11 protein-coding genes are annotated in these 13,894 nt (G+C 69.3%); 8 read left to right on the top strand and 3 right to left on the bottom strand.

Translation table 11 applies throughout. The features are described 5' to 3' along the window. The 5 genes from mtrA to raiA all read left to right on the top strand — a co-directional run bounded on the left by mtrA (position 1) and on the right by raiA (position 5,566). On the top strand, positions 1 to 681 hold the full coding sequence (gene mtrA, locus PIR02_00580) for an MtrAB system response regulator MtrA (protein ID WZH37169.1): 681 nt from the start codon (positions 1 to 3) through the stop codon (positions 679 to 681). 52 nt (positions 682 to 733) lie between these two features. Next, a complete protein-coding gene (gene mtrB / locus PIR02_00575) occupies positions 734 to 2,377 on the top strand; it encodes an MtrAB system histidine kinase MtrB (protein ID WZH37168.1) in 1,644 nt (547 codons plus the stop codon). Continuing rightward, positions 2,374 to 4,032 carry an LpqB family beta-propeller domain-containing protein gene (locus tag PIR02_00570; protein WZH37167.1) on the top strand — a complete coding sequence of 553 codons (1,659 nt, stop codon included), beginning with the start codon at positions 2,374 to 2,376 and terminating at the stop codon, positions 4,030 to 4,032. Before mtrB ends, PIR02_00570 begins: the two co-directional genes overlap by 4 nt. 99 nt (positions 4,033 to 4,131) lie before the next feature. Further along, positions 4,132 to 4,812 carry a phosphoribosyltransferase family protein gene (locus tag PIR02_00565; protein WZH37166.1) on the top strand — a complete coding sequence of 227 codons (681 nt, stop codon included), beginning with the start codon at positions 4,132 to 4,134 and terminating at the stop codon, positions 4,810 to 4,812. Between the two features lie 94 nt (positions 4,813 to 4,906). Next, positions 4,907 to 5,566, top strand: a complete 660-nt coding sequence (gene raiA, locus PIR02_00560; protein ID WZH37165.1) for a ribosome-associated translation inhibitor RaiA — start codon at positions 4,907 to 4,909, stop codon at positions 5,564 to 5,566. 81 nt (positions 5,567 to 5,647) lie between these two features. On the opposite strand, the gene PIR02_00555 is transcribed toward raiA, so the two are convergent. Continuing rightward, positions 5,648 to 6,961, bottom strand: a complete 1,314-nt coding sequence (locus PIR02_00555; GenBank protein WZH37164.1) for a hypothetical protein — start codon at positions 6,959 to 6,961, stop codon at positions 5,648 to 5,650. Between the two features lie 182 nt (positions 6,962 to 7,143). Between PIR02_00555 and secA the strand changes: the two genes are divergently transcribed. After that, positions 7,144 to 9,948, top strand: a complete 2,805-nt coding sequence (gene secA / locus PIR02_00550; protein ID WZH37163.1) for a preprotein translocase subunit SecA — start codon at positions 7,144 to 7,146, stop codon at positions 9,946 to 9,948. A 169-nt stretch (positions 9,949 to 10,117) separates the two neighbouring features. After that, positions 10,118 to 11,344 carry a pyridoxal phosphate-dependent aminotransferase gene (locus PIR02_00545; GenBank protein WZH37162.1) on the top strand — a complete coding sequence of 409 codons (1,227 nt, stop codon included), beginning with the start codon at positions 10,118 to 10,120 and terminating at the stop codon, positions 11,342 to 11,344. A gap of 3 nt (positions 11,345 to 11,347) precedes the next feature. Here PIR02_00545 and PIR02_00540 read toward each other — a convergent pair whose 3' ends face one another. Next, positions 11,348 to 11,782, bottom strand: a complete 435-nt coding sequence (locus PIR02_00540) for an Rv3235 family protein (GenBank protein WZH37161.1) — start codon at positions 11,780 to 11,782, stop codon at positions 11,348 to 11,350. Positions 11,783 to 11,914: 132 nt separating this feature from the next. Further along, positions 11,915 to 12,196 carry a DNA-binding protein gene (locus PIR02_00535; protein WZH37160.1) on the bottom strand — a complete coding sequence of 94 codons (282 nt, stop codon included), beginning with the start codon at positions 12,194 to 12,196 and terminating at the stop codon, positions 11,915 to 11,917. 163 nt (positions 12,197 to 12,359) lie between these two features. Here PIR02_00535 and PIR02_00530 point away from each other — a divergent pair, with 163 nt between their 5' ends. Continuing rightward, positions 12,360 to 13,856, top strand: a complete 1,497-nt coding sequence (locus PIR02_00530; GenBank protein WZH37159.1) for a histidine kinase N-terminal domain-containing protein — start codon at positions 12,360 to 12,362, stop codon at positions 13,854 to 13,856. Positions 13,857 to 13,894 lie beyond the last annotated feature (38 nt).

Raw genomic sequence — 13,894 nt, 5'->3', positions numbered from 1 at the left:
ATGACTTCACGGATCCTGGTTGTCGATGACGACACCGCACTGGCCGAGATGATCGGCATCGTGCTGCGCACCGAGGGATTCGACACCGTCTTCTGCGCCGACGGCGCGCAGGCGGTCGAGGCCTGGCGCAGCGAGAAGCCCGATCTGATCCTCCTCGACCTCATGTTGCCCGGAGTCGACGGCATCGAGATCTGCACGCGCGTGCGGGCGGAGTCCGGCATCCCGATCATCATGCTCACCGCCCGCACCGACACCGCCGACGTGGTGAAGGGGCTCGAGTCGGGGGCCGACGACTACATCGTCAAGCCCTTCAACCCGAAGGAGCTCGTCGCTCGCATCCGCACCCGGTTGCGGCCCTCGCAGGCCCCGGTCGACGAGACCCTGCGCATCGGTGATCTCGTCGTCGACGTCGCCGCGCACGAAGTGCGTCGCGGCGATGCACCGATCGCGCTCACCCCCTTGGAGTTCGAGTTGCTCGTGGCCCTCGCCGAGAAGCCTCAGCAGGTGTTCTCTCGCGAGATGCTGCTCGAGCAGGTCTGGGGCTACCACTACAAGGCCGACACCCGTCTGGTGAACGTTCACGTCCAGCGCCTACGCGCGAAGATCGAGGCCGACCCCGACAACCCTCGCATCGTCACCACCGTCCGCGGTGTGGGCTATCGCGCCGGCGCGGTGGCTTGAGTCCGTCATGACCGGGGCGGTGCGCACGCTGGCGTCGCCGCGAGGCTGGAATATGCGCGATTGGCGCAGTGTCCGGGAACGGCTCATCACCCTGTGGCGCCGGTCGCTGCGGTTCCGCACCATCGTCATCACGGTCGCGCTGACCGCGACGACAATCCTCGTCACGTGTCTCGCCATGGCGCTGGTCATTCAGAACGAGCTCTTCACCGCGCGGAAGGACCAGGTCCTCCTGGAGGCGCAGCGTGCCACCGCCTCCGCACAGGCGACCCTCGACGCCGCCGTCGACTCCACCGATCCGGCGGCCGCGCAGACCCTGATGAACGGCATCGCGACGCGGTTGTCGCAGCAGTCCTCGAGCGACCTCATCGCGCTGTACCGCATCGGACCGCCGTCGCCCCTCGCGCCGCAGCCCTTCATCTCTCCGACGTTCGAGTCCGATCTCGTCACGCCGGAGCTGCGCACGCAGGTGCAGTCGAGCCCGGATCTGCAGTGGTGGCAGTCCGTCGCGCTGCCGGCCGAGAACGACCGTCAGGTTCCGGGCATCCTGGTCGGGCACCAGCTGCGCTTTCCCGCCCAAGACGGTGTCGACTACTACGAGCTCTATATGGGGTACGACCTCGCCAGCGCCGCGCAGACGCTCTCTTTCGTGCAGGTGCTGCTCTGGGTGGTCGGCCTGATCCTCGTCGTGTTGATCGGCGCCATCGCCTGGGTGGTGCTGCGGTCGGTGACGACCCCGATCGCCGATGCCGCCGAGACCAGCGCGAAGCTCGCCGCGGGCGATCTGGCCGTGCGGCTCCCGGTCCGAGGGGAGGACGAGCTGGCGACGCTGAACAGGTCGTTCAACGCGATGGCCGACAGCATCGAGTCGCAGATCAAGGAGCTCGCCGACCTCTCCCTCGTGCAGCAGCGCTTCGTCTCCGACGTCTCGCACGAGTTGCGTACCCCGCTGACCACGATCAAGCTCGCGGCCGACATGATCAACGACCAGCGCGAGGAGTTCGACCCGGTCACCGGGCGTGCCGCCGAACTCCTGCACGCGCAGGTGCAGCGCTTCGAGGTGCTGTTGACCGATCTCCTGGAGATCAGTCGCTACGACGCCGGATCGGTGCAGCTCGAACTCGAAGCGACCAGCCTCGCCTCCCTCGCCGAAGACGTGATCGCGTCGATGGAGCAGCTCGCCGAGAACCACGGCTCTGACGTGCGCCTCGTCGCACCGGGTGGGTACACGCCCGTCGACATGGACGCCCGCCGCATCCGGAGGATCGTGCGCAACCTTCTGGGCAACGCGATCGAGCATGGCGAAGGGCGGCCGATCGTCGTCTCCGTCGACAGCGATCGGGATGCCGTCGCCCTCGGGGTGCGCGACTTCGGTCTGGGAATGCGTGCCGAGGACGTCGAGCGCGTCTTCGACCGGTTCTGGCGCGCCGACCCCTCGCGCGTCCGGACGATCGGCGGGACGGGACTCGGCCTCTCGATCGCCCTCGGTGACGCCCGTCTGCACGGAGGAACGCTCGCGGTGTGGTCGGAACCGGGGCGCGGGTCCAACTTCGTGTTGACGCTGCCGCGTGACGGACGCCCACGGGGGAGCTCGCCCCTGCCCCTCGTGCCCGACGACGAACAGGGCGGCACTCTCGAGGCGCTCGGTATCACGCAGCCCATCTCCCTCGCCCGCACCACGACACGGGGGACGCCGTGAGACGCGCGTTGTCGCTGCTGAGCCTGACCCTCGTCCTCGTCCTCTCGGCCTGCACGGGCCTCCCCACGGCGGGATACGTCAATCCCGGCCGCGGGCCGCAGAGTGACGACGCGCAGACGTTCGCCTTCGTCCCGGATGGCCCCCAGGACGATGCCTCGCCGGCGGAGATCGTCGAGGGCTTCCTCCGAGCCGGTTCGGGTCCCGCCGACGACTGGGCGACGGCCAAGCTCTTCCTCGCGCCGGGGACGCAGTGGGACCCCCGGGCGCGCGTCACGATCGACCGCCTGGCCGATCGACGCGCCACCGCCACGGCAGACGGCTCCGGCGTGAACGTCGCCGTGTCGACGATCGCGAGCGTCGACGGGGACGGGGCGTACTCACCGGCCGTGGACGGCACGACCGAGACCCTCGGCTTCTCCCTCACCCGTGTCGACGAGCAATGGCGCATCAGCGCGGCCCCGGACGGTGTGGTGCTCTACGAAGAGGTCTTCCCGACGGTGTACCAGTCGGCATCCATCGCGTACTTCGACCCCACCTGGAGCTTCATCGTCCCGGACGTGCGCTGGTTCCCCCGCCCGCTGGTGGCAAGTCGCGTCGCCACCGCCCTCGTCGACGGCCAGCCGAGCGCCTGGTTGGAGGGGGCCGTCAAGAACGCGTTCCCCGAGGATCTCTCGCTCGTCGGACGTTCGGTCACGTTGTCGTCGGGCGGAGTCGCCCAGGTGCAGCTGCCCCGGGCCGCGCTGAGCCTGGACACCACGACACTCGATCGCATGCAGACCCAACTGACGCGCAGTCTTGCCACGGCGGGCATCAGCGAGGTGCAGATGACCGTCGAGGGCACGCCCATCGCCGCGAACGAGGTGCCCGTGCGCGTGACGCGCGTCGACCCGCCCCCCGCGGTGCTGACCGCCGACGGTACGTTCGGCATCCTGTCGGGCGACCAGGTGTCCACCATCCCGGGACTCTCCGACGCCGTCGAGTCCCTCGCGCCGGAGTCGATCGAGATCGAGGCGGATCGCAGCCTCGCAGCCGTCCGCACCGCGCAGGGCACGGTCGCCAGCGCTCTGGCCGACGGCCGCACTTTCCTGCTGGATGATCGTCCCGGTCTCGTCGCGCCATCGATCGACGCGTCCGGCCTGATCTGGAGCGTGCCGGCGTCGGCTCCGGCGCAGCTGCGCGCCTTCACCGCCGAGGGCGTCCCCTCCGAGATCGGCAACGCCTGGCCCGATGCGTCGGGGATCACGTCCTTCCAGATCTCGCGAGACGGCACGCGTGTCGCGGCCATCGTCACGGTGGCCGGCGTCCGGGAGGTCTGGGTCGCCGGCATCCTGCGCACCACGGGTGAGGTGAATCTGGGCCCGCCGCACGTGCTGTCCTTCTCCGAGCCCGGGGCGTTCGACCTGGCGTGGCTCGATGACGCGAACATCGGCGTGCTCGCGCTCGATGATGGCGTCAGTCACCTCCGCGAACTCGGCGTCGGCGGGCGGGGAACCACCGGCGCGGCCCCCGACGGCGCTCGTTCCCTGGCGGGAGGAAGCACGAGCGTGCGAGTGCTCGACGAGACCGGTCGCTTGTTCAGCCGCCGGGGGAGTTCCTGGACCCTGGTGGCCGACGACGTCCGCGTGCTCGCGGCGCAGCAGGGCACCGCCTCCTGACGTGCCGCTCGTCCTCCCCATCGGTGGGAGGAGCCGTTTCGTCCACGCACGCGGGTGCGACACCGGCGCGCGGAGCCTCCGATCCGGCAGCATCGCCCCATGCCCCGCCTCCTCGCCGCCGTTCGCACCGTCGTTCCCGCGCTCAACGAGGCGTTGACGTTCTGGCTCCCTCTCGCGTGCGCGGGGTGCGGGGCGCTCGACGTGGGACTGTGCACCGGATGCCGCCGCGCCCTGGCCCCGGATCCGTTCCGACGCCGCACCGGGTCGGGGCTGGCCGTGACCAGTGCGGTGGAGTTCTCGGGCGTACCCGCGCGTGTTCTGCGCGCCCTGAAAGAAGAGGGGCGAACCTCGCTCGCCCGTGCCTTCGCCCCCGCGCTCGCGGCAGTGCTCGCCGAGGCCACCGCGTCGGGGGCGGTCGTGACGACGGTGCCCTCGTCGCGGGCGGCCTACCGGCGGCGGGGGTATCGGCCGGTGGACCTGCTCGTCCGACACAGCGGCTGGCGCCCCGTCCCGTTGCTGCGCGTCGCGCGGACGCCGCGTGACCAACGCGGACTCGGTCGCGACGCGCGCCACGCGAACGTCGGGGGAGCGTTCGTCTCGCGTCCGGTCACCGGTCACCGCGTGGTCGTCGTCGATGACGTCATCACCACCGGCGCCACCCTCGACGACGCGGCTCGCGCCCTGCGGGCCGCCGGTGCGAGCGATGTCGTGGCGGTGACGGTGTCGCACACGCCGCGTCGCAGGGCGTCCTCAGATGAACCGCAGGTGATTCGTACGTGACACAGGAGGGGCCGCGCTACTAGCGTGGGGATGACTGAAGGCGACGGACGTTCCGCCCTTAGACCGGGCGGAACCCGGAACAAGGAGGTCACGGATGGACACCAACATCGTCGGCGTGGGAGTCGGTATCACCGATCGTTTCCGCACGGTGGTCGAAGAAAAGGTCAGCCGTATCGAGCACCTGGCCCCGCGGGCCCAGACGCTCGACGTCAAGGTCACTCACCGTTCCTATCGCAATGGTCGGATGGAAGACGACACCGTTGAACTGACCCTCGACGGAAAGGGTCCCGTCGTGCGTGCGGAGGCGACCGACGCGGACAAGTTCGCCGCTCTCGACCTCGCGGTCGACAAGATCTCGGAGCAGATCCGCCGGGCGAAGGACAAGCGCATCGACGCGCGAAACCACCCGCGTGGAGCGAAGTTCGAGAAGGGCACGGGAGAGCTTTCCGGCATCGATGTGCAGCCCGCGTCCGTCGACGTGCTGCGCGCGGTTGCGACGGGCGAGGTGCCCGTGCAGAGCGACTCCGGCGCTGGCGAGGACTACTCGCCTGTCGTGATCCGCGAGAAGGAGTTCGGCGCCGAGTGGATGACGGCCGAGGAGGCCGTCGATCGCATGGAACTCGTCGGTCACGACTTCTTCCTCTTCATCGATGCGCGCACCGATCACCCGAGCGTGGTCTACCGCCGTAAGGGCTGGGACTACGGTGTGATCGCGCTGTCGACCCAGGCGCCGCCTCAGGCCGTCGCGTCCTGACCTGCATGAGGGAAGCCCCCGGCCATCGGCCGGGGGCTTCCCTCATGCGTCCGCCGCGCGACGGCGTTTCCGCCGGTCGGCTCAGCCGTCGAAGATGTCGCCGAGGAGCGAGCCGATCACGAGGCCCCCGAGCATGCCGCCGACCATGTTGCCGCCACCCATGCCACCCTGACCGCGGCCGCGTCCGTTGCCGCCCCAGCCGCCGTCGCCCCAGTCGGAGGGACGGGACTGCTCGATGTCGCGCTGCGCGATCTGCAGCGCCTCCGCTGCGAGGGCGCCGGTGCGGCGTGCGGTGGCGAGGGCCGTCTCACGGTCATCCTCCGCGACGGGGCCGAGGGGCAGACCCGCGCGCAGGCGCTCGGCCTCGACGAAGCGCGTGCGCGCATCGGCGCCGATCCATCCGCGGTGTCCGGTGATGAGCCCGCGGGCGACGGCGAGCTGACGGTCGGCGTCGTCGATCGCGTGATCGACCTGCTCCTGGGAGGGAACCGGGCGCGCCGCACGTTCGCGGGCCACATCGAGAGCTGCGTTGGCCTGGCGCAGTGTCGAGAGGGAGGCGAACGGGTCGGTTCGCGATCCCGCGGGGGGCAGCGACGCCAGGGCCCGCTCGAGCTCCGCCATCGCGCGGGTCACGTTCGGGGTGAGCGGTCCCCGACGGGCCTCGGCCAGGTCGCCGCGCGAGTCGTCGATGACGGCGGCGAGCGTCGATTCGGCGCGGAGCGCTTCGATCTCGAAGGTGTCCACCGCGTCGAGCAGCGATTCGGCGCGACGCACGGCCTCGGTGGCGGCCTCGAGGGCCACGGACGCCTGCTCGCGTTGACCCGCCTCGCGCCGGCGCTCGGAGACGCCCGCCGTGTGCACGGCGAAATCCAGGAGCTGATCGATCTCGTCGGGGTTGCCGCCGATCTGTGCCAGAGCGGAGTCGGTGTACCGGTGCGCGAGGCGTTCGACCACCTCGCGGGCGTGCGGCACCCGCTCGGCGAGACGTTCGCGATCCGCGCGCACCCGGGCCAGGATCTCCGGGGCGCGGCGCACGGCGTCGATCTTGGGCTGGAGGACGAGGGTGCGCTCTTCGAGCAGATCTTCCGCCCACTTCGACAGCTGGATGATGCGCGCGTTGCGGGTGCGCAGCTCTTCCGACGTATCGGGGATCTCGTCGTGATTGAGCTGGTGCAGTTGGAAGGCCTCGGCGAGATGCGTCTTCACCGAGTCCAGAGCGGCGGCGAGGTCTTCCGTGGCCTTGTCGCCCAACTCCGCGCGGGCGAAATCGAGCTCATCAGAGGTGAGTCGCACGCGCTCGTCCGCCGCCACGATCGCCAGCTCTGCCCGTCGCGCCAGATCGGCGTCCGCGGCATCCTGTTCTTCGCGCTTCCTTCTGCCCCAGAAACCGGCCATGGCACGATCCTAGGCCGGGTGACGGTTACCGAAGCCGAGTGTTCGCTACGGGCGCGAGAGGCGTCGTGATCTTCAGGCCGGCTCGCAGGTCACGAACGGGTAACACGGATAACATGGCGGTGTATGCCTGTTCGCAGGCCGGCGTCCGTACGGGCGTCGCACCCGACAGATGGAGATCCTTCGTGGCCAATCCGCTCGAGAAACTGCTGCGTGCCGGCGAGGGACGCATCCTGCGCCGTTTGCAGGGCGTCGTCAAGGCGACCGGTGCGCTCGAAGAGGACTACGAACACCTCACCGACGAGGAACTGCGCAACGAGACCGCCGAGTTGCGCGCGCGGTTCGGCGCGGGCGAGACGCTGGACCAGCTGATGCCGGAGGCCTTCGCCGCCGTGCGCGAGGCCGCCAAGCGCACGCTCGGGCAGCGCCCGTACGACGTGCAGATCATGGGTGGCGCGGCGCTGCACCTCGGCAACATCGCCGAGATGAAGACCGGTGAGGGCAAGACCCTGACCGCCGCCCTCCCGGCCTACCTGAACGCGATCGCGGGCGAGGGCGTCCACGTCATCACCGTCAACGACTTCCTCGCGAGCTACCAGTCGGAGCTGATGGGCCGCGTCTACCGCGCCCTCGGCATGACGACCGGCACCGTCGTCTCGGGGCAGACCCCCGAGGTGCGTCGCCAGCAGTACGAGGCCGACATCACCTACGGCACGAACAACGAGTTCGGCTTCGACTACCTGCGCGACAACATGGCGTGGCGTAAGGAAGACCTCGTTCAGCGCGGCCACTTCTTCGCGATCGTCGACGAGGTGGACTCGATCCTCATCGACGAGGCGCGTACGCCCCTGATCATCTCGGGTCCGGCGTCCGGCGAGGCCAACCGCTGGTTCGCGGAGTTCGCCAAGCTCGCGCGCACCCTCGAGGCGGGTGTGGACTACGAGGTCGACGAGAAGAAGCGCACGATCGGCGTGCTCGAGCCCGGCATCGAGAAGGTCGAGGACTACCTCGGCATCGACAACCTCTATGAGTCGGCCAACACCCCGCTCATCTCGTTCCTGAACAACTCCATCAAGGCGATCGCACTCTTCAATCGCGACACCGATTACGTCGTCATGAACGACGAAGTGATGATCGTCGACGAGCACACCGGCCGTATCCTCGTCGGTCGTCGGTACAACGAGGGCATCCACCAGGCGATCGAGGCGAAGGAGAACGTTCCCGTCAAGGCCGAGAACCAGACTCTGGCCACGGTCACCCTGCAGAACTACTTCCGCCTGTACGACAAGCTCGCCGGCATGACGGGTACCGCCGAGACCGAGGCGGCCGAGTTCATGTCGACCTACAAGCTCGGCGTCGTTCCCATCCCCACCAACAAGCCGATGGTCCGCAAGGACCAGTCCGACCTCGTCTACAAGAACGAGACGGCGAAGTTCGCCCAGGTGGTCGAAGACATCGTCGAGCGTCACGCCAAGGGACAGCCGGTCCTGGTGGGCACCACGAGCGTGGAGAAGAGCGAGTACCTCTCGCGCCTGCTGGCCAAGAAGGGCGTGAAGCACGAGGTGCTCAACGCCAAGAACCACGCGCGTGAAGCCGAGATCGTCGCTCGCGCGGGGCGCCTGGGCGCCGTCACCGTCGCCACCAACATGGCCGGCCGCGGAACCGACATCATGCTGGGCGGTAACGCCGAGTTCCTCGCCGTGCAGGAGATGAAGGCGAAGAACCTCGACCCGGTCGAGACCCCCGAGGCTTACGAGGCCGAGTGGGACGGCGTGTATCAGGGCGTCCGCGACACCGTCGCCGAAGAGGCCGCCAAGGTCGTCGAGGCAGGTGGCCTGTACGTGCTCGGGACGGAGCGCCACGAGTCGCGTCGCATCGACAATCAGCTGCGTGGTCGTTCGGGACGTCAGGGCGACCCCGGCGAGAGCCGTTTCTATCTGTCGCTCACCGACGACCTGATGCGCCTGTTCCAGTCGGGAGCAGCCGAAGCGATCCTCTCGCGCACGAACTTCCCCGACGATGTCGCGATCGAGTCGGGCCTGGTGTCGCGCGCGATCAAGAGCGCCCAGTCGCAGGTCGAGGCGCGCAACGCGGAGATGCGCAAGAACGTCCTGAAGTACGACGACGTGCTCAATCGCCAGCGCGAGGCGATCTACGCCGACCGTCGGCACATGCTCCAGGGCGACGACATCGCCGACCGCGTCCAGCACTTCATCGAAGACGCGATCACCGCGGTGATCGACGACCACACCGGCTCGGGTCACACCGAGTCGTGGGACTTCGACGCGCTGTGGACCGAGCTGAAGACCCTCTACCCCGTGAGCGTCACGATCGACGAGGTCGTCGCCGAGGCCGGGGGCAACAAGGGGCGCATCACGGCAGAAGGCCTCAAGCGCGAGATCATCTCGGATGCGCGCATCGCCTACCAGAACCGCGAGGAGACGCTGGGCGCCCCGGCGCTGCGCGAGCTCGAGCGTCGTGTGGTGCTGCAGGTGCTCGACCGCCGGTGGCGCGAGCACCTGTACGAGATGGACTACCTCAAGGACGGCATCGGCCTGCGGGCTATGGCCCAGCGCGACCCGCTGATCGAGTATCAGCGCGAGGGCTACCAGATGTTCCAGTCGATGATGGGGCAGATCAAGGAGGAGTCCGTCGGCTTCCTCTACAACCTCGAAGTCGAAGTCCGAAAGGTCGAGGGAGAAGACAGCGCACAGGTCGAGGCCAAGGGCCTCGCCCCGGCCCCGGTCGAGGGGCAGCGCCTGGAGTACTCCGCCGCGAACGACGCGGGCGAGGTCGAGGTGCGCAACGACCGCGGCCAGGTCCAGCAGGCGGCGACCAACCGTCTTCGTCAGGCCGCCACGAGCGCCCCCGCCGCCGAGGCTCCCGCCGCGAGCGGTCCGCGCGGCGCCTTCGGTCAGCGCACGGAGGCCCCTGAGCAGCCTGTCGCGAACAACCGCGCCGACCGCCGCGCCGCCGGGAAGAAGAAGTAAGAGGGCGACGGATGCCGTGCCCGGACGCTCTCGTCGGGGGCACGGCATCGGCGCGGCCGGTATGACACGGATGCGGCGACTCCGGCTTCGGCCGGGGCGCCGCATCCGTGCGTGAGGGCAGTCCACCCGCTGTCGATTGGCCGCCGGGATGCGGGGATATCCTGAACCGATGAGCCCGTTGCGCCCCCTCGACCAGTCGTCGAAGCTGAAGGATGTCCTCTACGAGATCCGTGGAGAGGCCCTCGTCGAGGCCGACCGACTCGAGGCCGAGGGTCACGCGATCCTCAAGCTGAACACCGGCAACCCGGCCATCTTTGGTTTCGAGGCGCCCCACCAGATCGTGCGCGACATGATCGCGGCGGTGCCGAACGCGCACGGGTACAGCGACAGCCGTGGCGTGCTGTCCGCGCGGCGCGCAGTGGTCTCGCGCTACGAGCAGGAGCCGGGGTTCCCGCACCTCGACCCCGACGACGTGTACCTCGGTAACGGGGTGTCCGAGCTGATCACCATGACGATGCAGGCGCTCCTCGACGAGGGCGACGAGGTGCTCATCCCCGCACCCGACTACCCGCTGTGGACGGCCATGACGAGCCTGGGCGGCGGAACCCCCGTGCACTACCTGTGCGACGAGTCGCGCGAGTGGCAGCCCGACCTCGAGGACATCCGGTCGAAGGTGACCCCGCGCACCAAGGCGATCGTCGTCATCAACCCGAACAATCCCACCGGCGCGGTCTACTCGCGCGAGGTCCTGGAGGGTATCGCCGACATCGCCCGGGAGCACTCGCTGCTGATCCTCGCCGATGAGATCTACGACCGCATCCTGTTCGACGACGCGGTCCACATCCCGATGGCCACGGTCGCCCCCGATCTGCTCTGCCTGACCTTCAACGGTCTGTCCAAGACGTATCGCGTGGCGGGCTATCGGTCGGGGTGGCTCGCGATCACCGGTCCGAAGGCCCACGCCGCCGGCTTCCTGCAGGGCATCAACCTGCTGGCATCCACGCGTCTGTGCCCCAACGTCCCCGCGCAGTTCGCGGTGCAGGCGGCGCTGTCGGGGGTGCAGTCGATCGATGCCCTGATCGCCCCGACCGGCCGGCTGCACGAACAGCGGGATGCCGCGTGGCAGGGTCTCGAGGCGATTCCGGGCGTGTCGTGCGTGATGCCGCGGGGAGCGCTGTACGCGTTCCCGCGGTTCGATCCCGAGGTGTATGAGATCCCCGACGACGCGAAGTTCGTGCGCGATTTCCTGGTGGCGGAACACGTGCTGCTCGTGCAGGGGTCGGGCTTCAACTGGCCGGCCACCGATCACGTGCGCATCGTGACGCTGCCCGAGGCGCGAGTGATCAGCGATGCGATCGAACGGTTGGGCAACTTCCTCGCCTCGTGGCGGCCCTGACGGCTACAGCAGTGCGAGCGCCGTGACGCGCCAGCGACCGTCGATTCCTTCCAGTCGGAGGGCGACGGCGCGTGTGCGGGCGCGCCCCGCGGCGGTGACGGTCGCCTCGACGACGCTGTCGGTGGGGGCGAAGAGACGGACGCTCCGGATCTCGTGCACGTCACGCGGGGTGGGCATCCCCCGAGCGCTGCGTGCTCGTTTGGCGAGACTCGCCCGAACGACCAGTGAACGATAGACCTCTTCCGACATCCATCGAGCCAGCTGCTCCACCTCGCGAACCCCGGCGAGGACCTCGAAGACACCGCGCACCATGTTGCGGGTGAAGACATCCGCTCGGGGGAGACGGGTGGCCGAGGTCTTCTGCGGGGCGAAGAAGTCGCTCGCGTGAACCGCGGACAGCGGCGGAGACGAGTCGAAGGTCGAGAGCGGAGCGGGCATGCGTCCCTCCTTGTTGTCGGGCGTGCGGAGCAGGTTGTGGTGGCTCGACAGTAGGACACGGCGAATGACGCGCCGCGGGTGAAGAACGCAGATTGTGGACAACCAGCGCAAGGTGAGTGCGGGGGAGATACCTCAATCGGGGTGACGCACGTCACCCTCGCCCCAGAGCTCGGGGAAGCTCGCTTCTTGCGACTGGCGCCACAGTGCGGAGCGCCGAGCGACCTCCGCGCGGTCGTCGAGGTACGCCGCGACGCTCGCCGAGTCCACGCGCAGGCGCGGGGGCGTGCCGATCTCGATGCCGCGGATCTCTCCGCGGTCGATGAGCGAGAGCACCTCGTCCCGGCTCGTTCCGAGCCGTTCGGCGACGACGTCCGGATCGATGAATCGGTTGTTGGGTGAACTCGTGTCGGTCACGCCCTCATTATGTCGGCCGTTCGGCCGGGGATGAGGTTTCACCCACAAGACGCCCGTCGCGGAAAGCCACGGGTGAGTCCTCCCGTGCGTCCTGCGGAACGCCGGCCTCTGAGGGGACGACAGTCGGGCAGCCGAAGAGAGCGCGGCCCCGTAGTGTGGAGAGGTGTCGACACTCAGCGAACTCGTCTACGCCCAGGGCCGCTCCAGCGAGGCCGATGTCGAGTGGCTGCACCGACTCGCCGGCGACGGACAACTGCTCGCCGACCTCGCCTTCGCCGACATCGTGATCTGGGTGCCGACCCCCGACGACTCCTTCGTGGCGGTCGCGCACACGCGACCCGGGGGAGCGGCCACGCTCTTCTACCGCGACATCGTGGGCGATCGCGTGCGCCCCCAGTGGCGCACGCAGGTGCGCGAGGCGTTCCAGAGCGGGCGCATCGTCGACTCGGCATCCCCCGACTGGTTCGAGGAGACCCCGACCCGTGTGCGGGCCGTGCCCATCGTGCGCGAACTGTCGCGTGAGGGGCACGCGGTCACGACGGTCGGCGTGCTGACCCGTCACACGAACCTCGGGGAGACGCGCACGCCCTCGCGTCAGCAGATCACGTTCAACGACTGCGCAGACGACCTGTTCGGCATGATCGCCTCGGCGGAGTTTCCCGACCTCGCGGCGCCCACCGCGCCGCGGCGCGGGGCCCCGCGTGCCTCCGACGGACTCATCCGCCTCGACGTCGACGGCATCACGACGTTCGCCAGCCCCAACGCGCTGTCGGCGTTCAACCGCATGGGCTTCGACGACGAGCTCGAGGGGGAGTCGCTCGCCGAGGTGACCGCGCGGATCCTCCCCGCCAAGCGGCAGGACGTCGACGAGTCCCTCCCGGTCGTGGTGAGCGGCCGTGCGCCGTGGCGCGCCGACATGGAGGCGCGCGGCGTGCAGGTGTCGTTGCGCACGATCCCGCTGCGCGATCGTGGCACCCGCATCGGCGCCATCGTCCTGAGTCGCGATGTCACCGAGATCCGTCACCAGGAGCAGGAGCTCATCACCAAAGACGCGACGATCCGCGAGATCCACCACCGCGTCAAGAACAACCTGCAGACCGTCGCCTCGCTGCTGCGCATCCAGGCGCGGCGGACGCACTCGGATGAGGCGCGCGATGCCCTGACCCAGGCCATGCGGCGCGTGTCGGCCATCGCGGTCGTGCATGACACGCTGTCGGAGGGCCTGGCGCAGAACGTGGACTTCGACGACGTCTTCGCGCGCGTGCTGAAGCTCGTCGCCGAGGTGGCCGCGGCCCCCAACACGCGTGCCCGCACGCGCACCACGGGGCAGTTCGGCACGTTGCCGAGCCAGTTCGCCACCCCGCTCGCCCTCGCGCTCACGGAGCTGGTGACCAACGCCGTGGAACACGGGCTCGCCGGCCAAGAGGGCGATGTCGAGATCGCGGCCGAGCGCAACGACGAGGTGCTCGCGGTCAGTGTCCGTGACACCGGCGTGGGTCTCCCCGAGGGGCAGGTCGGGCGCGGCCTCGGCACGCAGATCGTGCGCACGCTCATCCAGGGCGAGCTCGGCGGGACGATCGATTGGCACACCCTCATGGGCAGCGGCACCGAGGTCACGATCGAGATCCCGCTGCGCTACATCGGCGGCCCGTCCGTCTGAGCCGCGTTTCGGCCCCGGTGATTCCACCCGGGGTGCCG

It is taken from the genome of Microbacterium enclense (assembly GCA_038182865.1).
Lineage (GTDB): Bacteria > Actinomycetota > Actinomycetes > Actinomycetales > Microbacteriaceae > Microbacterium > Microbacterium enclense_B.
Note: the sequence above shows the minus strand (reverse complement) of the source record. Positions and strands in the feature narration are given on the sequence as shown.

What these genes read in the sequence shown, in the direction of transcription:
- mtrA (WZH37169.1), top strand. Translation starts at nt 1, where the DNA reads ATGACTTCACGGATCCTGGTTGTCGATGACGACACCGCACTGGCCGAG.
- PIR02_00565 (WZH37166.1), top strand. Translation starts at nt 4,132, where the DNA reads ATGCCCCGCCTCCTCGCCGCCGTTCGCACCGTCGTTCCCGCGCTCAAC.
- PIR02_00545 (WZH37162.1), top strand. Translation starts at nt 10,118, where the DNA reads ATGAGCCCGTTGCGCCCCCTCGACCAGTCGTCGAAGCTGAAGGATGTC.
- PIR02_00555 (WZH37164.1), bottom strand. Translation starts at nt 6,961, where the DNA reads ATGGCCGGTTTCTGGGGCAGAAGGAAGCGCGAAGAACAGGATGCCGCG.
- PIR02_00540 (WZH37161.1), bottom strand. Translation starts at nt 11,782, where the DNA reads ATGCCCGCTCCGCTCTCGACCTTCGACTCGTCTCCGCCGCTGTCCGCG.
- mtrB (WZH37168.1), top strand. Translation starts at nt 734, where the DNA reads ATGCGCGATTGGCGCAGTGTCCGGGAACGGCTCATCACCCTGTGGCGC.
- raiA (WZH37165.1), top strand. Translation starts at nt 4,907, where the DNA reads ATGGACACCAACATCGTCGGCGTGGGAGTCGGTATCACCGATCGTTTC.